At 74.3% G+C, this 20,627-nt stretch carries 21 protein-coding genes; 12 read left to right on the top strand and 9 right to left on the bottom strand.

Features of this window, described 5'->3' with window-relative positions:
• Positions 1–208: 208 nt before the first annotated feature.
• The 3 genes from ACFUEL_RS14440 to ACFUEL_RS14430 all read left to right on the top strand — a co-directional run bounded on the left by ACFUEL_RS14440 (position 209) and on the right by ACFUEL_RS14430 (position 6,278).
• Positions 209–904: a response regulator transcription factor gene (locus ACFUEL_RS14440; protein ID WP_380236523.1), complete on the top strand. Its 696-nt coding sequence runs from the start codon at positions 209–211 to the stop codon at positions 902–904.
• Positions 894–2,498, top strand: coding sequence for a sensor histidine kinase (locus ACFUEL_RS14435; protein WP_380236521.1), 1,605 nt, complete (start codon positions 894–896; stop codon positions 2,496–2,498). Before ACFUEL_RS14440 ends, ACFUEL_RS14435 begins: the two co-directional genes overlap by 11 nt.
• A 288-nt stretch (positions 2,499–2,786) precedes the next feature.
• A complete protein-coding gene (locus ACFUEL_RS14430) occupies positions 2,787–6,278 on the top strand; it encodes a carbohydrate binding domain-containing protein (RefSeq protein ID WP_380236520.1) in 3,492 nt (1,163 codons plus the stop codon).
• A 38-nt stretch (positions 6,279–6,316) separates the two neighbouring features.
• Here ACFUEL_RS14430 and ACFUEL_RS14425 read toward each other — a convergent pair whose 3' ends face one another.
• The 4 genes from ACFUEL_RS14425 to ACFUEL_RS14410 form a co-directional block, all read right to left on the bottom strand.
• Positions 6,317–6,625, bottom strand: coding sequence for a hypothetical protein (locus ACFUEL_RS14425; protein ID WP_380236519.1), 309 nt, complete (start codon positions 6,623–6,625; stop codon positions 6,317–6,319).
• A 112-nt stretch (positions 6,626–6,737) separates the two neighbouring features.
• Entirely contained in the window at positions 6,738–7,082 is a 345-nt protein-coding gene (locus ACFUEL_RS14420) for an ester cyclase (protein WP_380236518.1), read from the bottom strand.
• Positions 7,083–7,160: 78 nt separating this feature from the next.
• A complete protein-coding gene (locus ACFUEL_RS14415; protein WP_380236517.1) occupies positions 7,161–8,069 on the bottom strand; it encodes a DMT family transporter in 909 nt (302 codons plus the stop codon).
• A gap of 158 nt (positions 8,070–8,227) precedes the next feature.
• Positions 8,228–9,091, bottom strand: a complete 864-nt coding sequence (locus ACFUEL_RS14410; protein ID WP_380236516.1) for an NAD(P)-dependent oxidoreductase — start codon at positions 9,089–9,091, stop codon at positions 8,228–8,230.
• A gap of 124 nt (positions 9,092–9,215) precedes the next feature.
• Between ACFUEL_RS14410 and ACFUEL_RS14405 the strand changes: the two genes are divergently transcribed.
• The gene (locus tag ACFUEL_RS14405) at positions 9,216–9,764 is read left to right on the top strand and encodes a CGNR zinc finger domain-containing protein (RefSeq protein ID WP_380236515.1); all 549 of its coding nucleotides are present in this window, start codon (positions 9,216–9,218) and stop codon (positions 9,762–9,764) included.
• Positions 9,765–9,786: 22 nt separating this feature from the next.
• On the opposite strand, the gene ACFUEL_RS14400 is transcribed toward ACFUEL_RS14405, so the two are convergent.
• Both ACFUEL_RS14400 and ACFUEL_RS14395 read right to left on the bottom strand, forming a co-directional pair.
• Entirely contained in the window at positions 9,787–10,305 is a 519-nt protein-coding gene (locus ACFUEL_RS14400) for a hypothetical protein (RefSeq protein ID WP_380236514.1), read from the bottom strand.
• A gap of 88 nt (positions 10,306–10,393) precedes the next feature.
• Entirely contained in the window at positions 10,394–11,074 is a 681-nt protein-coding gene (locus tag ACFUEL_RS14395; RefSeq protein WP_380236513.1) for a TetR/AcrR family transcriptional regulator, read from the bottom strand.
• Between the two features lie 155 nt (positions 11,075–11,229).
• Here ACFUEL_RS14395 and ACFUEL_RS14390 point away from each other — a divergent pair, with 155 nt between their 5' ends.
• From ACFUEL_RS14390 to dmpG, 6 genes are read left to right on the top strand one after another with little or no spacing between them, the layout of a single operon-like run.
• Positions 11,230–12,819: a bifunctional 3-(3-hydroxy-phenyl)propionate/3-hydroxycinnamic acid hydroxylase gene (locus tag ACFUEL_RS14390; protein WP_380236512.1), complete on the top strand. Its 1,590-nt coding sequence runs from the start codon at positions 11,230–11,232 to the stop codon at positions 12,817–12,819.
• A gap of 26 nt (positions 12,820–12,845) precedes the next feature.
• A complete protein-coding gene (locus ACFUEL_RS14385; RefSeq protein WP_380236511.1) occupies positions 12,846–13,787 on the top strand; it encodes a VOC family protein in 942 nt (313 codons plus the stop codon).
• Positions 13,787–14,629 (top strand): alpha/beta fold hydrolase, encoded by an 843-nt coding sequence (locus tag ACFUEL_RS14380; RefSeq protein ID WP_380236510.1) that lies wholly within the window; start codon positions 13,787–13,789, stop codon positions 14,627–14,629. Before ACFUEL_RS14385 ends, ACFUEL_RS14380 begins: the two co-directional genes overlap by 1 nt.
• 18 nt (positions 14,630–14,647) lie before the next feature.
• Complete coding sequence (locus ACFUEL_RS14375; RefSeq protein WP_380236509.1) at positions 14,648–15,490, top strand: 2-keto-4-pentenoate hydratase; 843 nt, start codon at positions 14,648–14,650, stop codon at positions 15,488–15,490.
• Positions 15,487–16,434: an acetaldehyde dehydrogenase (acetylating) gene (locus ACFUEL_RS14370; protein ID WP_380236508.1), complete on the top strand. Its 948-nt coding sequence runs from the start codon at positions 15,487–15,489 to the stop codon at positions 16,432–16,434. The genes ACFUEL_RS14375 and ACFUEL_RS14370 overlap by 4 nt, the downstream gene beginning before the upstream one ends.
• Complete coding sequence (gene dmpG / locus ACFUEL_RS14365; protein WP_380236507.1) at positions 16,431–17,441, top strand: 4-hydroxy-2-oxovalerate aldolase; 1,011 nt, start codon at positions 16,431–16,433, stop codon at positions 17,439–17,441. Before ACFUEL_RS14370 ends, dmpG begins: the two co-directional genes overlap by 4 nt.
• An 8-nt stretch (positions 17,442–17,449) precedes the next feature.
• Here the strand turns inward: dmpG and ACFUEL_RS14360 are convergent, their stop codons facing one another.
• A complete protein-coding gene (locus ACFUEL_RS14360; RefSeq protein ID WP_380236506.1) occupies positions 17,450–17,767 on the bottom strand; it encodes a (2Fe-2S)-binding protein in 318 nt (105 codons plus the stop codon).
• A 60-nt stretch (positions 17,768–17,827) separates the two neighbouring features.
• Positions 17,828–18,127: a hypothetical protein gene (locus tag ACFUEL_RS14355; RefSeq protein WP_380236505.1), complete on the bottom strand. Its 300-nt coding sequence runs from the start codon at positions 18,125–18,127 to the stop codon at positions 17,828–17,830.
• 213 nt (positions 18,128–18,340) lie between these two features.
• Here ACFUEL_RS14355 and ACFUEL_RS14350 point away from each other — a divergent pair, with 213 nt between their 5' ends.
• Positions 18,341–18,478, top strand: coding sequence for a hypothetical protein (locus ACFUEL_RS14350; RefSeq protein WP_380236504.1), 138 nt, complete (start codon positions 18,341–18,343; stop codon positions 18,476–18,478).
• On the opposite strand, the gene ACFUEL_RS14345 is transcribed toward ACFUEL_RS14350, so the two are convergent.
• Positions 18,460–19,746 (bottom strand): amidase, encoded by a 1,287-nt coding sequence (locus ACFUEL_RS14345; protein ID WP_380236503.1) that lies wholly within the window; start codon positions 19,744–19,746, stop codon positions 18,460–18,462. The two genes, ACFUEL_RS14350 and ACFUEL_RS14345, sit on opposite strands and share 19 nt — an antisense overlap.
• A 145-nt stretch (positions 19,747–19,891) precedes the next feature.
• Between ACFUEL_RS14345 and ACFUEL_RS14340 the strand changes: the two genes are divergently transcribed.
• Positions 19,892–20,627 (top strand): aldo/keto reductase (locus ACFUEL_RS14340; protein WP_380236502.1); only part of this gene is annotated, 736 nt, incomplete at its 3' end.

Below are 20,627 nucleotides of genomic sequence, written 5' to 3'. Positions count from 1 at the left end.
GGCCGGGCGGTGCGGGCGGGCCGGGCGGCGGTGGTGGCGGTGCGGGCGGGCCGGGGCCTCGGGGAAAAGGGAAAGGGGCACTCTCCGGACGCTAGGAAAAGCGCGCTGAACCGATTCTGAAAGAAGCTGAGGATCCGTTCAGCTCGGGAAAAACCGGCACATCGGCCAACGCCCTTCCCCCGCAACGGAATCGGCATATCCTTTCCCGGTGCGCCTGCTCATGGTCGAGGACGAGGAGAGCCTGGCCCGTTCGCTCGGCCAGGGCCTGCGGGCCGAGGGCTACGCGGTGGACGTGGCCTCCGACGGGCTCACCGGGCTGGAAATGGCCAGGTCGGGCGGGTACGACCTGCTGGTCCTCGACCTGATGCTGCCCGGCCTGAACGGCTTCCGGATCTGCCGTCGGCTGCGCACCGAGGAGAACTCCGTGCCGATACTGATGCTCACCGCGAAGAACGGCGAGTACGACGAAGCCGAGGCGCTCGATTGCGGCGCGGACGATTTCCTCTCCAAGCCGTTCTCCTTCGTGGTGCTCACCGCCCGGCTGCGCGCCCTGCTCCGGCGCGGCACCGCGGGCCGCCCCGCCGTGCTCGCCGTCGCCGACCTCCGGATCGACCCGGCGGCCCGGCGCTGCACCGTCGACGGGGACGAACTCCGGCTCACCGGGAAGGAGTTCGGCGTCCTGGAGTGCCTGGCCCGGCGGCCCGACCAGGCGGTGCCGAAGACCGAGATCCTGGACGCGGTCTGGGACTCCGCCTTCCGCGGCGACGTCAACATCGTCGAGGTGTACGTGGCCGCGCTGCGCCGCAAGCTCGACCGGGCCGGGGCCGGGCCGCGGATCGACACCGTCCGCGGCATCGGCTACCGGCTCACCCCCGGGCAGCGGCCGGCCCCCGATGCGGACTGAACCCGCCGCCCCGCCCCGCCCGGCGCCCGCTCCGGCGGGCCGCCCGCGCCCGCGCCGGTACCCCCGCCTGCGTCCGCACCTGCGCCGACCCGGCTTCGGCATCCGGGCCCGGGCCGCCGCGGCCGCCCTGCTCGCGGCGCTGCTGGCCTTCACGGTCGCCGCGCCGCTGGTCGGCGCCGCCGTCCGGGCCCGCCTCGACCGGGTCGCCCTCGGCCGCGCCCAGGACGCGCTGCACAACGTGGCCGGGAAGATCCCGGCGGCCCCCGACGAGTGGAACACCGGCTACGCGTACGCGGTGATCGCCGACGACGGCCGCTGGCTGCGCTCCTCGGGCCTGGTCGACCCCCGCCAGTGGGGTGACCCGGCCGCCGCGCTGCCGCCCGTCCGCGACTTCCCCACCCCCCGGGATGTGATCCAGAGCTACGACTCCCGGGACCTCCTTCGGTTCAGCTACCCGAAGGGCCACGCCCCGGACTCGCGGATGACCGGCCACGGCGACCACCCCTACCGGTTCCTGCGGGTGCGGGTCGGCCCGTTCGACACCGAGGAGCTCGACCGCTACGCCAACGGCTACCGCAACGACGGCTTCGTCCCGCCGCACCTGCCGACCCAGAGCCTGTCGGTCTACGTCCTGGTCGACCCGCTCGTCCCCGAGCAGACCGCCGCCACCGTCACCCGGGTGCTGCTGTGGTACGTCTCCCCGGCCGCCTCGCTGTTCGTCGCGCTGATCGCCTGGCTGGTCACCTGGCTCGCGCTGCGCCCGGTCGAACTGATCCGCCGGCAGATGGCGGCCGTCCGGGGCGGGGCGTTCCACGAGCGGGTGCCGGTGCCGCGCGCCCGGGACGGCGTCCGCCGGCTGGCCCGCACCACCAACGCCACCCTGGACCGGCTGGAACACGCCCTGGACGAGCAGCGCCGCCTGGTCGCGGACGCCTCGCACGAACTGCGCAGTCCGCTGGCCGGGCTGCGCGCCTCGCTGGAGGTGCCGCTCGCCCACCCGGCGGGGGCCGACTGGCCCGCGGTGGTGGGCGGAGCGCTGCGCGACACCGAACGGCTCCAGGAACTCGCCGACGACTTGCTGCTGCTCGCCCGGGCCGAACCGGCCCAGGCCCGTCCGGACGGGCCCGCCCTGGCCCGGGCCACCGTCGACCTGCCCGACCTGGTGGCCGAGCAGGTCGCCGAACAAGCCTTCCTCAAGCCGGAGTTGGCGTTCACCACGGAGCTCGGCGAGAGCGCCGCCGCGGTGCCGGGCCGGGAGGTGCTGCTCGCCCGGCTGGTGCGCAACCTGCTGGACAACGCGGTCCGGCACGCCCGCGCCGAGGTCACCGTCACCCTGGCGGTGGACGGCGCCCGGCAGGTGGTCCTGACGGTGGAGGACGACGGACCGGGCATCCCGGAGCCGGACCGCGAGCGGGTCTTCGAACGCTTCGTCCGGCTGGACGACGCCCGGGACCGGGAGCGCGGCGGCGCGGGCCTCGGCCTGGCGCTGGTCCGCACCATCGCGCAGGGCGTGGGCGGTACGGCGGCCGCCGAGGCCCCCGGACGGCTGCCGGGGGCCCGGCTGGTGGTGCGGCTACCGCTCGCCTCCGGCTGAGGTACGGCAGGTCGAGGGGGCGGCGGGTCGAGGGGACGGCGGGCCGAGGGCGCGAGGTTCGCTGCCCCGCCCGGCCTGTTGCTTGCGGAAAGATCTTGCGGTGAGTGGCGTGGATTTCTGTCGCAATGTCCGCCGACGGGCGGCGGTAGGAAGTCTTTACAGGCAGGTCATGTCTCAGTAACCTCCTGGAAGTTCTTGCAAGTTCTTGCGCAAGCTCCCCCACCCACCCCCTGCCGCGAGGCAGTTCCCCATGCCCGCGGCCCAGCACCGAGGGACACTCCCTTGACCTTGACCAGACGAGCACGGCACCGGCGGCGCCCCACTGCCGCCGTGCTGACGGCAGCGGCGGCACTCACCGCCGGCCTGCTGTCCGGCGTCCCGCTCGGTGTCACCGCCAGCGCGGCGGCCGGCACCACGGCGAGCGGCAGCAACACGGCCACCGTCTTCTACTACACCAAGACCCGCAACTGGTCGGCGTACGACCTGCACTGGGCCCCGGACGGCGGCAGTTGGACCACCGCGCCGGGCACCGCCATGGAGGCGGCCTGCATCGACTGGGTGAAGAAGACCGTCGACCTGGGCAGCGCGACCGGCCTCCAGGCGACCTTCAACAACGGCTCCGGCACCTGGGACAACAACGGCGGCAAGAACTACGCCCTGGGCACCGGCACCGTGGTGGTCAAGGACGGCGTGATCGCCCACAGCGACCCGTGCGGCACCGACAACGGCGGTACCACCAGCCCGAGTTCGAGCCCCAGCCCGAGCCCGGCCCAGTCGTCGACCGGCGCCGGCACGACCGTCTACTACTACACCAAGACCCGCAACTGGTCGGCCTACGACCTGCACTACGCCCCCAACGGCGGAACCTGGACCACCGTGCCGGGCGTGGCGATGGAGGCGGCCTGCACGGACTGGGTGAAGAAGACCCTCGACCTGGGCACCGCGAACGGGCTCCAGGCGACCTTCAACAACGGCTCCGGCACCTGGGACAACAACGGCGGCAAGAACTACGCCCTCGGGACGGGCGTGGTGACGGTCAAGGACGGCGTCGTGGGCAGCACCGCGCCGTGCGCCACCGGCACCCCGAGCCCGTCCGCGAGCGCCTCCGCCAGCCCGTCCGCCTCCGCGTCCCCGTCGGCCTCCGCCAGCCCGAGCAGCAGCGCCGGCCCGAGCAGCAGCGCCAGCCCGTCGCCGTCCGCGAGCGGCAGCACCCCGGCCGGGAAGAGCGCCACCGTGTTCTACTCGACCGCCGTGGTCGGCTGGAGCATCGTCAACCTGCACTACGCCCCGGCGAACGGCACGTGGACGGCGGTGCCCGGCATCGGCATGGAACTCGCCTGCCCCGGCTGGTACAAGCGCACCGTCGACCTGGGCTCCGCGGCCACCATGGCGGCGACCTTCAACAACGGCAACGGCACCTGGGACAACAACAACGGCGCCAACTACGTCGTCCCGGCGGGCGTCAGCACCGTGCAGAACAGCAAGGTCACCGCGAACGCCGCCGACCCGTGCGCGGCCGTCGTCCCCGACACCACCGCGCCGAGCGCGCCCACCGGGGTGGCCGCCAACGCGACCGACACCTCGATCGTGCTGACCTGGGAACCGTCCACCGACAACACCGGGGTGACGGGCTACCAGGTCACCCGCAGCGGCGGTACCAAGGGCACCTCGGTGATCAACGTCGGCTCGACGGTGTACTCGGACAGCGGCCTGGAGGCGCGCACCGTCTACACCTACACCGTCAAGGCGCTGGACGCCGCCGGGAACGTCTCCGCCGCCTCCGCCGCCGCGGTCGCCACCACCGGTGACGCCCCGCCGGCCGCCAAGCCCGGCGAGATGATCGGCACCGACCCGCGCAAGGACCCGATCTACTTCGTGCTCACCGCCCGGTTCTACGACGGCGACGGCTCGAACAACCGGGGCGGCAACCAGGACGTGAAGTCCGGCAACGCGGCCAACGACGACCCGATGTTCCGCGGCGACTTCAAGGGCCTGGTGCAGAAGCTCGACTACATCAAGGGCCTGGGCTTCTCGGCGATCTGGATCACCCCGGTGGTGCTCAACCGCTCCGACTACGACTACCACGGCTACCACGGCTACGACTTCTACAAGGTCGACCCGCGGCTGGAGTCGGCCGGCGCCTCCTACCAGGACCTGATCAACGCCGCCCACGCCAAGGGCATCAAGATCTACCAGGACGTGGTCTACAACCACAGCTCCCGCTGGGGCGCCAAGGGCCTGTACGTGCCCACCGTGTACGGCGTCCGGGACTCGCAGTGGTCCTGGTACTACGACGAGAAGCAGCCCGGCTTCGAGTACGACGGCCTGACCGTCGAGCCGAAGAGCGGCAAGTCGTACTACAACGGCGACCTGTGGTCGACCACCCAGCCCAGCGGCCAGACCTGCGTCGGCTGGGGCAACCCGACCCAGTACAAGAGCCCCGAGGGCTACACCATCTACAACTGCCAGTGGCCCAGCCCCACTTCGGGCATGTTCCCGTCCAAGTACTACCACCAGTGCTGGATCGGCAACTGGGAGGGCGAGGACTCGCGCTCCTGCTGGCTGGCCGACGACCTGGCCGACTTCAACACCGAGAACGCCGAGGTGCAGAACTACCTGATCGGCGCGTACAACAAGTACATCGACATGGGCGTGGACGGCTTCCGGGTCGACACCGCCGTGCACGTCCCGCGGGTCACCTGGAACCGGCGCTTCCTGCCCGCCATCCAGCAGCGCGTCACCCAGGACTGGGGGCCGGCCAAGGCGCAGAACTTCTTCGTCTTCGGCGAGGTCGCCGCGTTCGTCAACGACAAGTGGAACCGCGGCTCGGTCAACCACTCCGCGCAGTTCTACACCTGGAAGGAGCGCAAGGACTACACCGCCGACGACGTGCAGGCCGCCCTCGACCAGTACAACTACGAGGAGCAGCTCGGCACCGGCAACCAGCCGACCTCCACCAACGCCTTCCTGGACGGCAACACCTACCACGCGCCCGACCACTCGAAGTTCTCCGGCATGAACATCATCGACATGCGGATGCACATGAACTTCGGCGACGCGCACAACGCGTTCGGCAACGGCAAGGACTCCGACGACTCCACCAACGACGCCACCTACAACGTGGTGTACGTGGACAGCCACGACTACGGGCCCAACAAGTCCACCGTGCGCTACACCGGCGGCACCGACGCCTGGGCCGAGAACATGGCCCTGATGTGGACCTTCCGCGGCATCCCGACGCTGTACTACGGCTCCGAGATCGAGTTCCAGGCCGGCAAGCAGATCGACTGCGGCCCGTCCTGCCCGCTCGCCACCACCGGCCGCGCCTACTACGGCGACCACGTCGAGGGCACCGTCACCGCCTCCGACTTCTCGGTGGTCTCCTCCGCCAGCGGCGCCGTCGCCACCACGCTCCAGCAGCCGCTGGTCAAGCAGGTGCAGCGGCTCAACCAGATTCGCCGGGCGATCCCCGCCCTGCAGATGGGCCAGTACTCCACCGAGGACGTCAGCGGCGGCATGTCCTTCAAGCGCCGCTACACCGACGCCGCCGCCGGCGTCGACTCCTTCGCCCTGGTCACCGTCACGGACGCCGCCACCTTCACCGGCATCCCCAACGGCACCTACAAGGACGCCGTCTCCGGCGACGTCCGCACCGTCACCAACGGCACGATGTCCATCGCCGCCCCCGGCAAGGGCAACCTGCGGGTCTACGTCCTCGACCTGGGCGGCAAGAACGCCGCCCCGGGCAAGATCGGCACCGACGGCCCGTACCTGAAGTAACCCGCCGTCAGGAAGCACCACCGTCACGGCAGCACGCATCAGCGGCGGTCGGCGCGCCCCAGGGCCGTCGGCCGCCGCCGACGCGTGCGGGCGCGTGCGGGCGGGCCGCCCATGACGCCCACGGCCTCGAAGTACCCGACCAGGCCGATCAGGGCGCCGAGGAAGCAGAAGAACACCCCGAGCACCAGGAGGGCGCGCTCCACCCCGGCCCGTACGGCCTTCGTCCCCAGCATTCCCGCCCCGGGCGCGAAGGGGGCCTCGCCCCGCCGGCTCCGGGCCCCGCGCCGTAGGTACTCCACTCCCAGTCCCACGACGAGCAGGCCGAGCAGCGTGGTGACGACGATCATCGTTCGGTCCCGGCGGTCCCGGCGGTCCCGGCGGTCCCGGCGGTCCCGGCGGTCCCGGCGGTCGAAGAGGTCGAAAGGGTCGGCAACGGCGTCGACGGTCTCGCGCTCCCGGTCACCGGTCCACCATCGCGGCGGCGCCCCAGAGTTCGGCGATCCGGCCCTCGGCGACGCGGAACACCTCCAGCATGGTCGTCCCGGCCGCAGGCCCCGCGCTCCGGTGGACGGTCGAGCGCAGCGCCACCCGGTCGCCGTCCACCAGCACGTCCTCGAGGACGGTCCGGATCGCCGGGTCCGCCGCGAACATCGCCGTCCAGGCCGCCTTCACCGCGTCGACGCCGCCGCGCAGCGGATGGCTGTGGAAGCCGGGCGCGAAGATCCCGTCCGCGGCCGCGACGTCCCGCGCGTTGAACGCCTCGTGCATGCGCAGGGCGAGAGCGCGCGCATCCGAATTCACCATGAGTCCCCCTCGTGATCCGTCGGTGGACGAATGATTCTGCCACGCCCACCGCCCAACCTCCCGTCCGGTGCCGGGAGTTCAGCGGTGCGCGCCCCGACGGAGGGCGACGAGCACGCCGACGAGGGTGAGCGCGACGGGCAGCGGGCCGGCCGACGCGGCGGGCTCGGGCGACAGCGCCGCCTGGACGGCCCCGGCGGTGACGACCTGGCCCGCGACGACGCAGAGCCCCAGGACCAGGACGCCGTGCACGCGGGCCGACCAGGAGGCCAGCGCGACGAAGACGGCGCCCAGCAGCCCGCCCGCGTAGAGGACGGGATCGCCGGGCACCCCGTCCAGGCGGCCCGGGGCGAGCAGCCCCGCCGCGAAGGCCGTCAGCAGCGCGGCCAGGCCCACCGCCATGTTGGTCACCGCCGCCACCCACGGCCCGCCCATCCGGGCGACGCGCCCGTTGAGCGCCTGCTGCACCGACAGGCCGGCCCCCGCGGCCAGCGGGACGGCGGCGGTCAGGACGGTCGCCAGGGCCACGCCGGCCGCGAGCTGCCCGCCCGCGCCGATGCCCACGGCCACGACGGCCAGCACGGCGGCGAGGACGCGCGAGCGGCCGACGGCCTGCCGCCCGGCCGGGCCCAGGCCCAGGTGGTCGACGACCAGCGCACTGCACGCCTGCCCGGCGGTGACGGCGACGCTGAACAGCGCCACCCCCACCACCGGCGCCGTCAGGCCCTGGCTCGCGACGAAGCAGGCGCCCAGCACGGCGCCCGAGGCGTCCCGCGGCCGCAGCCGCCCCTCCCGGAAGGCCGCGACGGCCTCCGCCACCCCGCGCCGGCGGCCGGGCACGAACGGGCCGACCGCCAGCAGCACCAGCAGGCCGACGCCGGTGCTGACGGCGCCCGCGGCGATCCCGGCCCGCGGCCCGGTGCCGAGCCCGGTGGCCAAGCGCCCGTTGACCTCGGCCTGCACGGCGAGCAGCCCCCCGGCGAGCACCATCAGCGGCACGGACAGCGCGCGGGCCGCCCGGCCCGGCGCCGTTCCGTCCTCCGCAGTCCTGTCCTCCGCGGTTCCGTCCTCCGCCGTTCCATCCTCCGCGGTCCCGTCCGGCGCCGTTCCGTCCGGTGCCGCGCGCCCGGCGGCGGGAGCGGCGCCGCTCACCGCGGCTGCTGCTCGGCGATCGCGGCCCAGTCGTCCGCCGCCCGGCCGTCGGCGAGCGCCCGGTCGAAGACGCCCGCCAGCAGGTCGCCGAACGGCAGCGGCACGGCGAGGTCGGCCGCCGCCTCCAGGGCGAGGTGGAGGTCCTTGCGGCCGAGCACGGTGCTGAACCCGGCCGGCCGGTACTTCCGCTGCGCGATCATCGACCCGTACCCGGAGTGGACCGGGCCGGGGAAGAGGGTGGAGGTCAGCAGTTCGACGAACTGCTCCGGGTCGGCGCCGGCCGCCTCGGCGACGCTGACCGCCTCGCCGAGCGACTGGATCGTGCAGGCGATCAGGTAGTTGCCCAACACCTTGGCGGTGCTGGCCTGTTCGGGCCGCTCGCCCAGCCGCCAGGTGCGCGCGCCGATCACGTCGAAGAACGGCTGCGCCCGGTCGACGAGTTCGGGATCCCCGGCTGCGAGGACGTTCAGCGCGCCGGCCTCCGCGACGGCCACCCGGCCGAACACCGGGGCGGCGACGTAGCCGACGCCGTGCGCGGCGTGCGCCGCCGCGGCCCGGCGGCACAGCGCGACGCTCACCGTGGCCGCGTTGACGTGGACCGTGCCGGGGCCGGCCTGCGCCAGGACGCCGGAGTCCAGGAAGGTCTCGGTGAAGGCGGCGTCGTCGGAGAGCACCGAGAACGCCACCGGGCAGCGCAGGGCCTCCGCGACGGACCCGGCGCGCCGGGCGCCGTCCCGTTCGAGCTCCTCCGCGGGCCCCGCCGAGCGGTTCCACACCACGGTCTCGTGGCCCGCCCGCACCAGGTTGCGCGCGATCGCCCGCCCCATTCCGCCCAGACCGATGACCGCGACCTCGCCCATTTCCCGACCTCCCACAAGTGAACCGGCTAAGACGGTTCACATGATGGCGTGCACCGGCGCCTTTGTCGAACCGGCTAAGCTGGTTCAGGTGGGTTGGTGGTGGCATCCGCAGGAAGGAGCGGCCGTGGAGGCCCGTCGACTGTTCCGGCTGGACAACGAGGTGCTGGCGTTCCGCTTCACCGCCACGGTCAGCGACCGGGCGGGCGCGGCCCCCCTGGAGCGGCTCACCGGCCCCGACCGGCTCGCGCTCTGGCTGGACGCCGCGGGCCTCGCCGTGCCCGGGGTCTCGCCCGCCGAACTCCGGGACGCGCTCGCCCTGCGCGAGGCGGTCTACCGCGCCGGGCTGGCCGTCGCCGCCGCCCGGCCCCCCGACCCCGCCGACGCGGCCGTCCTGAACGCGGTGGCCGCCGCCGGACGGCCGACGCCCCGGCTGGAGGACGGGCTCGCGCGCTGGCACCTCGGCGGCCGGGCACCGGTGGCGGACGCGCTCGCCGTGCTCGCCGCCGACGCCGTGCGCGTGCTCGGCGGCCCCGATCGCGGCCGGGTCAAAGCCTGCGAGGGCCCCGGCTGCGCCGGCCTCTTCCTGGACACCAGCCGTGGCACGAACCGCCGTTGGTGCTCGATGAACACCTGCGGCAACAAGGTCAAGAAGGCCCGGCTCGCCGACCGTTAGCGCCGGCGGCCGGGCCCCGCCGTCAGTGGGTGCAGTGCGGGTTGACCGCCCAGAAGAAGAGGGTGTTGCTGTCGGGGGCCAGCAGGAAGTGCACCGGCTTGGAGCCCGCGGGGTCCAGGGCCGGGGTGCGCAGCCAGCCGGAGACCGGGTGGTCGAGCAGGGCGGCCAGTTCGGCCGGCGGCTGCCGCTCGTCGCCGGTGGGCTCCCAGGTGGCGCTCGCGCGCAGGCGGGCCGCGCCGTCGTCGGTGAGGTGGGCGATGCCGTCCAGGCCGTAGTCGATGGGGCCGGGCAGGCGGGAGTTCGGGTCGCCGAAGCCGCGGTATATCCAGTGGACGCTGTCGGCCTCGGCCGGGAGGGTCGTGCACCTGGCCAACAGCTGGGTGTCGGTGTGGACTTCGGCGGCCGGTTGGTCGGTTCCGTCCGACTGCTCCGTTCGGTCCGACCGCTCGGGCCCGTCCGTCGTGCAGCCCGTCGCGGCGAGGGTGGCGGCGAGGGCGAGTGCCGCGCCGAGCAGCAGTGGGGTCCGGCCCGTTCGGTGCATGGTGGTGCCTCTCGTGTTCCCGGTCCGGCCCCGGCGGGGTCGGTGTCCGGGGCTTCGACGGCCCGGGGCGCCGACCGGTTCCGGTGGGTCAGTTCCCTTGCGGTGCGGGCGTCTTGTGGCGGGCGACGGCGGCTTCGCCGAGGGCGACCATGGCGTCGGTGAGGTGGGCCATCTGGGCGGCGATGGTGCGTCCGGCGTCGGCCTGGGAGGCGATGAAGGCGCCGTCGAAGCCCGCGATGGTGAAGTAGTCGAGCTCCTCGGCGACGGCGCGGGCGATCTCCGGGCCCTGGTCGGCGAAGGCGGAGGAGATCATCACCCGCATGTAGGCGCGGCCCTCGTCGCGCACCTGCCGGTTCATCTCGGCGACTTCGGCCTCGGCGGCCTCGTCGCTGAGCATCAGCAGGAAGTGCAGCCGCATGAACTCCGGGTTGGCGGTGAACACTTGGGCGGTCCGGTCGAGGTACCAGGCCATCCGTTCGCGGTGCGTGCCGCCGGCGGGGGGATCGCTGTGGGCGGCGCGCATGGCGGCGAAGAACTCCCCGGCGCCGCGGGCCATCACGGCGGAGAGCAGGCCGCCCTTGGAGTGGAAGTGGTGGTAGATCGCGCTGCGCGGCAGGCCGGTCTCGGCGGTGATGGTCGAGATGGTGGTGCCCGCGTAGCCGCGCAGGGCCATCACCCGGGCCGTCGCGTCGAGGATCTCCTCCTTGGAGCGCCGTCCGCGCCGGTTGCCGGTCGGCTCCCCGGCCTCTGCCTTCGTCCCACTCTTCACCCGGTGATTTTAGGGCGCCCGGGGGTGGCCGGACGCCCCCGCGGTGGTGAACGGCGGGCGGCCGACCTCTTGACGTGCCGCGCGGGGCGTGCCAGCCTCCAGTTCTGGACGGAACGATCGGTCCAAAAGTTCGGCAGCGATCACTGGAGATCGGCATGAGCAACGACAGACCAGCCGGATATGACGTAGACGAACCGCACGGTTACGACACGGACGTGGCGATCATCGGCTACGGCCCCACCGGCCTCGTCGGCGCCCTCACCCTGGCCGCCAAGGGCGCCCGCGTCACCGCCTTCGAACGCGACCGGGACGTCTACGCCCGCGCCCGCGCGGTGACCGTCAACGACTGGACCATGCGGATCTTCCAGGAGCTGGGCCTCGACGAACGGATCGAGAAGGTGATCGAGCCGCAGCGCGCCCTGCGCTGGGTCACCTACGGCGGCCAGGAGGTCATGCGGGTCGAGCACCCGCCGTCCACCCTCGGCACCCGCAACACCCGCCCGCGGTTCTACAACATCTACCAGCCCGCCATGGAGGCCGAACTCCGCCGCTGCGGCGAGGAGCTGCCCGGCCTGGACGTCCGCTACGGCACCGAGGTCACCGCCGTCGAGCAGGACGCCCACGGCGTGACGGTCACCGCCCGCGACCGGGAGAGCGGCGCCGAGACCACCACCCGCGCCCGGTACGCGATCGCCGCCGACGGCGGCTCCAGCGCCACCCGCAAGGCGCTCGGCATCCCGATGCTCGGCGACACCGTCGAGACGCTGTGGATCGTCATCGACTGCAAGGTCAAGCGCTGGTGGCCCGACCGCGACTTCCTCACCTTCTGGACCGACCGCGAGCGCCCCGTCGTCGACATCGCCCTCTCCGCGGGCAACCACCGCTGGGAGATCCCGCTCAAGGCCGACGAGACCGAGGCCGACTTCGCCACCGACGCACGGGTCTGGCCGCTGCTGCACGCCCTCGGCGTCACCGACCGGGACGTCGACATCCACCAGTACGCCTTCTACCGCCACCACGTGCGCGCCGCCGAGACCTGGCGCCGCGGCCGGGTCTTCCTCGCCGGGGACGCCTGCCACCTGATGCCGCCGTGGGCCGGCGCCGGCATGCAGTCCGGCATGCGCGACGCCCACAACCTGGGCTGGAAGCTCGCCCGCGTCCTCGACGGCACCCTCGACGAGCGCTGGCTCGACACCTACGAGGCCGAACGCCGCCCCAGCGCCGACTTCTACACCGCCCTCGCGGTCGGCCTCGGCCGGGTCATCAAGCAGGAGGCCACCGAGGAGGAGGTGGCGGCGATGAACGCCGTCCCCGAGAACACCGTCACCCCGTGGGAGCCCCCGCTGACCGCCCCGCCCGTCCTCGCCGCCGGCTGGCTGCGCGGCGAACAGGGCGACGCCAGCGCCGTCGGCCGGATGCTCCCGCAGCCCGTCTGCGGCGACACCGTCGGCCGGATGGCCCGCCTGGACGACCTGCTGCCCGACGGCTTCGTGCTGCTCGGCGCCGACCTCGACCCCGCCACCCTGCTCACCCCCGGGCAGAGGGCCCAGTGGGACGCCCTCGGCGCCCGCTACCTCGCCGTCCGCCCGCGCACCGCCTACACCGAGGGCCCGGACGAGCTGATCGACCTCGAGGACGTCCTGCTGCCGTGGCTGGCCCGCTACGGCGCCCGCGCCGTCGCCGTCCGCCCCGACAAGTTCGTCGCAGCCGCCGACCGCACCGACCTGACCGTCCCCGCACTGTGATGCGGCCACCGAAGGAGGAGACACCCGTGACCGGAGTACAGGAACTCGCGTACGTCGTGTACGAGGTCGGCGACCCCGCCGACTGGGAGCACTTCGGCGTGACGCTGCTCGGCATGCAGATCGGCGAGCGCTTCGACGGCGGCTTCACGCTGCGCACCGACGAGAAGGCGCACCGCTGGATCGTCACCGAGGGCCCCGCCGACGACCTGGTCGCCAGCGGCTACCAGGTCGAGTCCGCCGCGGCGCTGGACGCGCTGGCCGGCCGGCTCGCCGCGGCCGGCGTCCCGGTCACCGAGGGCACCGCCGCCGAGGCCGCCGCCCGCCGGGTCGAGCGCCTGGTCAAGGTCACCGACCCGATGGGCAACCCGCTCGAGCTGGTCACCGGCCTGGCCGACGCCGCCACCCCGTTCCGCTCGGACGCCCTGCTCGGCTCCTTCGTCACCGGCACCGGCGGCGCCGGCCACCACGTGCTGCTCTCCAAGGGCGTCGGGCGCGAGGAGTACCTGGCCTTCTACCAGGACCTGCTGGGCTTCCGGATCAGCGACCGGATCGTCGAGGAACTCGCCCCCGGCGTCTTCGCCGACCTGATCTTCCTGCACTGCAACCCGCGCCACCACAGCGTCGCGTTCGGCGACATGCCGCACCCGAAGCGCACCCACCACTTCATGGTCGAGGTCACCGACATCCGCGACGTGGGCCGCGCCTACGACCGGTGCATGGACGCCGAGCAGCCCTTCGAGATGACGCTCGGCATGCACCCCAACGACCACATGTTCAGCTTCTACGTCCGCACCCCGTCCGGCTTCTCGGTCGAGTACGGCTGGGGCGGCCTGCTGATCGACGACGCCACCTGGCAGGTCACCACCCTCGACCGCCTGCACAGCTGGGGCCACCGCCCGCCGGAGACCGTCCACGACCTGCTCGGCCGGGCCCCCCGCACCAACCACCTCCCCGGGAGCGAGCACTGATGGCACTCCAGTCGCACGACATCGCGAAGTACGTCCGCACGAAGGACTGGAACATCCGGGTCCACGAGGCCGGCCAGGGCCACCCCGTGGTGCTGCTGCACGGCGGCGGCCCCGGCGCCACCGGCTGGAGCAACTACGCGCCCAACATCGAGGCGCTGTCCCGGCACTTCCGGGTGATCGCCCCCGACCTGCCCGGCTGGGGCGACTCCGACCCGGTCGACTTCGCCACCTACGACCACGTCGACGCCGTCTGCCAGCTGCTCGACGCGATGGGCGTCGAGCGGGCCGCGTTCGTCGGCAACTCGATGGGCGGCCACACCGCGCTGCGCCTCGCCGTCGAGCGCCCCGAGCGGGTCTCCCACCTGATCACCATGGGCCCGCCGATCCAGATGAGGCCCTTCCTGTTCGGCGCGGGCGGCGGCCCCACCGAGGGCCTGAAGATCATGTACCAGACCTACTCGGACGCGTCCCCCGAGGGCATGCGCCGGCTGGTCGAGGTCATGGTCTACGACCAGGCCCGGTTCGCCACCCCCGAACTGTGCGCACTGCGCTCCGAGGCCGCGCTGCGCCGCCCCGAGCACCTGGCCAACATCGCCGCCGTCGCCCCGAAGGCGCCGATCCCGATCTGGCTCGACCTGGCGAAGGTCTCCGGGATCACCGCGCCCGCGCTGCTGATCCACGGCCGCGACGACCGGGTGGTCTCCTTCGAGTCCTCGCTCTTCCTGGCCGCCAGCATCCCGAACTCCCGCGCGCACCTGATCAACCGCTGCGGCCACTGGGCCCAGCTGGAGCACGCCGACGAGTTCAACCGCCTGGTGACCGACTTCGTCACCCACCACTGAGGCCCACCGGAGCACCAGATGAGCAACCCCACCCCGGCCGCCCCGGACACCGCCGCCCCGGCCGCCACCGAGCCGGACGCCGTCACCGCGGCCGCCGACCGCCTGCTGGCCGCCCAGGCCGCCGGCGTCCCGTGCCCGCCCGTGCGGGACCTGATCGGCCGCACCGACGTGCACGCCGCCTACGCCGTGCAACAGCGCGTGGTGCGGGCCCGCACCGCCGCCGGCGGCCGGGTGGCGGGGCGCAAGATCGGCCTCACCTCGCCCGCCGTCCAGGCCCAACTGGGCGTCGACCGGCCCGACTTCGGCGTCCTGTTCGCCGACATGCAGTACCCGGACGGGGCCGCCGTCCCGGCCGGGTCGATCCTCCAGCCGCGCGCCGAGGCGGAGATCGCCTTCGTCCTCGGCGCCGACCTCGCCGAGGGCGACCTCTCGCCCGAGCAGGTCCGCGCCGCCGTCGACCACGCCGTCGCCGCCGTCGAGATCTGCGGCAGCCGGATCGCCGGCTGGGACATCAGCTTCGCCGACACCGTCGCCGACAACGCCTCCGCCGGCGCCTACGTGCTCGGCACCGAGCGCCGGAGCCTGCGGGAGTTCGAGCCGCGCGAGGCCGTGATGACCATGAGCGTCGACGGCGAGCAGGTCTCCACCGGCACCGGCGCCGCCTGCCTGGGCGACCCGCTGCTCGCCCTCCAGTGGCTGGCCCGGCAGGCCCGCGACCTCGGCGACCCGCTGCGGGCCGGGCAGGTCGTGCTCTCCGGCGCGCTCGGCCCGATGCGGCCCGTCGGGCCCGGCAGCACCGTCGAGGCCACCGTGGCGCCCCTCGGCACGGTCCGGTTCACCCTCAGCAAGGAGCAGCGATGACGAGGACGAAGGTCGCGATCATCGGGTCGGGCAACATCGGCACCGACCTGATGATCAAGGTGATGCGGACGTCGCAGCACCTCGAGATGGGCGCGATGGTCGGCATCGACCCCGCCTCCGACGGCCTGGCCCGGGCCCGCCGCCTCGGCTTCGCCACCACCGCCGAAGGCGTCGAGGGGCTGATCGCCCTCCCGGAGTTCGCCGGGATCGACATCGTCTTCGACGCCACCTCCGCCAAGGCCCACGAGCACAACGCGGCCCGGCTGCTGCCGCTCGGCAAGCGGCTGATCGACCTCACCCCGGCCGCCACCGGCCCGTACGTCGTCCCCGCCGTCAACCTGGACGACCACCTCGACGCGCCCGACGTCAACATGGTCACCTGCGGCGGCCAGGCCACCATCCCGGTGGTCGCCGCGATCTCCCGGGTCGCCCCGGTGCGCTACGCCGAGATCGTCGCCTCGATCGCCAGCCGCTCCGCCGGGCCCGGCACCCGCGCCAACATCGACGAGTTCACCGAGACCACCTCCGCCGCGATCGTGCAGGTCGGCGGCGCCGAACGCGGCAAGGCGATCATCGTCCTCAACCCGGCCGAACCGCCGCTGATCATGCGCGACACCGTCTTCGCCCTGGTCGACGCCCCCGACGAGGAGACCCGCGAGGAGATCCGGCGCAGCGTGGAGGAGATGATCGGCGAGGTGGCCGGCTACGTCCCCGGCTACCGGCTCAAGCAGCGGGTGCAGATCACCCCCGTCGACGCCGAGCAGCCCGTGCGCACCCTGCTGGCCGACGGCGCCCCGCGCCCCACCCACCAGGTGTCGGTGTTCCTGGAGGTCGAGGGCGCCGCCCACTACCTCCCGGCGTACGCGGGCAACCTCGACATCATGACCTCCGCCGCCCTGCGGGTGGCCGAGCGGATCGCAGCCCGGAAGGCGGACCAGCCGTGAGCACCCCGATCTTCGTCCAGGACGTCACCCTGCGCGACGGCATGCACGCCGTCCGCCACCGGATCACCCCCGCCGACGTCAAGCGGATCGTCGCCGCGCTCGACGAGGCCGGCGTCGACGCCGTCGAGGTCGCCCACGGCGACGGCCTGGCCGGCGGCTCGCTCACCTACGGGCCCGGCTCGCACAGCGACTGGGAGTGGATCGAGGCCGCCGCCTCCGTCCTCAAGCGCGCCCGGCTGACCACCCTGCTGCTGCCCGGCGTCGGTACCATCCACGAGCTCAAGCGGGCCCACGAGCTCGGCGTGCGCTCGGTGCGGGTCGCCACCCACTGCACCGAGGCCGACATCTCCGCGCAGCACATCGCCGCCGCCCGCGAGATCGGCATGGACGTCTCCGGCTTCCTGATGCTCTCCCACCTGGCCCCGCCCGAGGAACTCGCCCGGCAGGCCAAGCTGATGGAGGGCTACGGCGCGCACTGCGTCTACGTCACCGACTCCGGCGGCCGGCTCACCATGAAGGACGTCGCCGCCCGGGTCCGCGCCTACCGGGACGTCCTCGACCCCGGCACCGAGATCGGCATCCACGCCCACGAGAACCTCTCGCTCTCGGTCGCCAACTCGCTCACCGCCGTCGAGCACGGCGCCGTCCGGGTCGACGCCTCGCTGGCCGGCCACGGCGCGGGCGCGGGCAACTGCCCGCTGGAGGCGTTCGTCGCCGTCGCCGACCTGTCCGGACTGGAGCACGGCTGCGACCTGTTCAAGCTCCAGGACGCCGCCGACGACCTGGTCCGCCCGCTCCAGGACCGCCCGGTCCGGGTCGACCGGGAGACCCTCACCCTCGGCTACGCCGGCGTCTACTCGTCCTTCCTGCGGCACGCCGAACGGGCCGCCGCACAGTACGGCGTCGACATCCGCGACATCCTGATGGAGTGCGGGCGCCGCCGCCTGGTCGGCGGCCAGGAAGACATGATCATCGACATCGCGCTCGACCTGGCCACCCGCGACTGACCACCCGGTCACCGCCCCGGCGGCCGGGTGAACACGCAGTCACCGCACAGGCCGCCCGACGGCACCCGGTAGTACAGGCAGCACGACGCCCGGCGGAACCCCAGCGGACTGCCGGGCGCCGTCGCCACACCCGCGCCCGCCAGCGCCGGACGGGCCAGCAGCCCGCGCGCCAGCGCCGCCGCCGGAGCCCGCAGCGCCGCCACCGACCCCAACTGCCGCGCCGCCCCCACCAGCGCGGATGCCGCATTGCCCGCCAGCAGCCCCGGCGCGAGCGGCGCCACCGCCCGCACCGCCCCCGCCAGCGGCGCCAACTGCCCGTCCAGCACCGCGACTTCCAGCGCCTCGACGGTCGCCTCCGGCCCCGTCGACGCCGGCAGCCTCAGGACTTACGGCCCCTGCGCCGGCAGCGCGAACCACGCCCCCGCCAGATCCGGCACCCGCCCCGCCACCACCGCCGCGCCCAGCGCCACCGACCACAGCCGCGCCGCCAACCCCAGGTGCGCCGTCGACGCCGCCACCCGGAGCTCCGCCGCCCCCAGCACCCGCGCCACCTCGGCGATCCGCGCCGCCAACGGCCCGCCCGCTCCGTACAGTTCGCCCAGCGGCCGGAACCCCGGCGGCGGGAACGGGTCGGCGCGCACCGCGAAGTACGGGCCGAGCGCGGCCAGTCGGTCGGCGGCCGTCATCGGCGGGCGGAGGCGTGCGAAGCACCGGTGAGGGACACGATGCGGAGTGTAGTCCGGCAGCCCGCCCGGCCCGGGCGGCAGCCGGAGGGGAAGGGGCGGACGGATGGACCCGGTTCTGCTGGGACCGCTGGCGGCGACGGCCACCGGCGCGAGCGGAGGACTCGGCAATTCGAGGCCGCGCCGCTGGAGTGGCACGGTCGGGCGCAGGCGGCGGTGGCGGGCACCACCGTCACCGTCGACGACAACACGATCAGCGGCAACGCGCGCCAGGGCATCGCCCTCCGGGCGGGCACCGTCAACGGCGGCAACCGCACCCACTACCACGGCAGCGCTCAGCCGCCGTCGGCCTGATCCCGCCGCCCCGCCGGCCCCGCCGGCGGCCCCGCCAGTGCCGCCGCCAGCGGCTCCGCCCAGGCCAGCAGCCGCTCGTCCGCGCCGGCCGCCCCCGCGCACTGCAGCCCCAGCGGCAGCCCGTCGCGGCCGCGCCCGGCGGGCAGCGAGAGCACGGGCCGGCCCGCCCAGCTCCAGGGCACGCACGGGGTCGGGTCGCCGGTCGCGTCCAGCCCGCGCGGCGCGGTCCCGGTCGCGGACGGGGTGACCCACAGGTCGACGCCGGCCGCCGCGCCGCTCGCGTCGAGCCGGTCCCGGAACTCCGCCCGCCGCCGCAGCGCCCGCGCGTGCTCCGCGCCGGTGAGCGGCAGGCCCTGCCGGACGAGGGCGGCGGACTGCGGCCGGTACAGGTGCCCGTACCGGGGGAACCACGCGGCGTGGCTGCGCGCGGCCTCGTACCGGGTGACGGTCCACAGGTCGCCCATCACCTCGTCGAAGTCGTCCGGGAACGGCACCCGGCGGACGGTGAACCCGGCCCCGGCGAGGACCTCCAGCTGCTCCGCGAAGGCCGCCAGGCCCTCCGGCCCGACCCGTCGCAGGAACGGCCCGTCCGGCACGCCGAGGACGGGCGCGGGCAGCGGGCCGGGCGGCCGCCAGCCGTCGCACAGGACGGCGGCCGCGGCGGCGGCCGTCGGGAGGCCGTCCGCGAGCAGCCCGACGGTGTCCAGGGACGGCGCGTACGGCACCACCCCGTCCAGCGGGACCCGGCCGAAGGTCGGCTTGAACCCGACGACGCCGCAGTAGGCGGCGGGCCGGACCACCGAGCCGATGGTCTGGGTGCCGAGCGCCAGCGGCACCAGCCCGGCGGCGACCGCGGCCGCCGAGCCGCTGCTCGACCCGCCGGGCGTGTGCTGCGGGTGGTGCGGGTTGCGGGTGGGGCCGGGCGCGCTCATCGCGAACTCGGCCGTGACGGTCTTCCCCGCGACCAGCGCCCCGGCGCCGCACAGCCGGTCGACGGCCGCGGCCTGCGGGCCCGCGAACACCCCGGCGGGCAGCGCCGAACCGGCCCGGGTCGGCAGCCCGTCCACCCGGAGCACGTCCTTCACCCCGACCGGCACGCAGAACAGCGCCGGCCGCCCGTCCGGCGCGCCGTACCGCTCCCGGACGGCCCGCTCGGCCGCCGCGATCCGCTCCCGCCGGGCGGCGTCCGACTCCGCCCCGCGGACGAAGGCGGCCAACTCCGCGTCCCCCGCCCCGATCCGCGCGCACAGCCCGTCGGTGATCTCCACGCCGCCCTCCCCGGTCCGGACCCCAGGCTGCCACACCCCGCCCGGCGGCCCCCCGGCGCCCTGGGCCCCCGGCGCCCTGGCGCCCGGCCGCCGTGCCGCCTAGGGTCGCGTCCCGGAACGGTCGGTTCGGACGAGGAGGACCAGGATGCGGTACCGCGCACTCGGGCGCAGCGGCGTCGAGGTGTCGGAGGTCGGGTACGGGGCGTGGGGGATCGGGGCGTCCAGTTGGGTGGGCGCGCGCGAGGAGGACTCGCTGGCGGCGCTGCACCGGGCGATCGACCTCGGGGTCGACTTCGTCGACACGGCCCGCGGCTACGGCGAGAGCGAGCGGCTGGTCGGGCAGGTGGTGCGGGAGCGGGCCGCCAACGGCGAGCGGGTGCTGGTGGCGACCAAGGTGCCGCCGCTGAACGGGCAGTGGCCGGCCCGGCGCGGGGTCGACCCGGCCGAGACCTTCCCCGGCGCGCACATCCGGAAGAGCCTGGAGACCTCGCTGGCGGCCAGCGGCCTGGAGCGCTTCGACCTGCTGCAGTTCCACGTGTGGAGCGACGAGTGGCTGGGGCGCGGAGACTGGCTGGAGACCGTCCGGGAGCTCAAGCGGGAGGGCCTGATCGGCCTGTTCGGCGTCTCGATCAACGACCACGAACCGCACAGCGCCGTCGAGTTGGTGCGCAGCGGCGAGGTCGACGCGGTCCAGGTGATCTTCAACGTGTTCGACCAGTCGCCGCTGGACGAGCTGTTCCCGGCCTGCCAGGAGCACGGCGTCGGGGTGATCGTCCGGGTCGCGCTGGACGAGGGCGGGCTGACCGGCCGGATCACCCCCGACACCACCTTCCCGGAGGGCGACTTCCGGCGCCGCTACTTCCGCGGCGACCGGCCCGCCC

Source organism: Kitasatospora sp. NPDC057198 (assembly GCF_042670125.1).
Taxonomy (GTDB): Bacteria; Actinomycetota; Actinomycetes; order Streptomycetales; family Streptomycetaceae; genus Kitasatospora.
The sequence above is the reverse complement of the archived record's forward strand: the minus strand, read 5'-3'. Positions and strand labels throughout refer to the sequence as shown.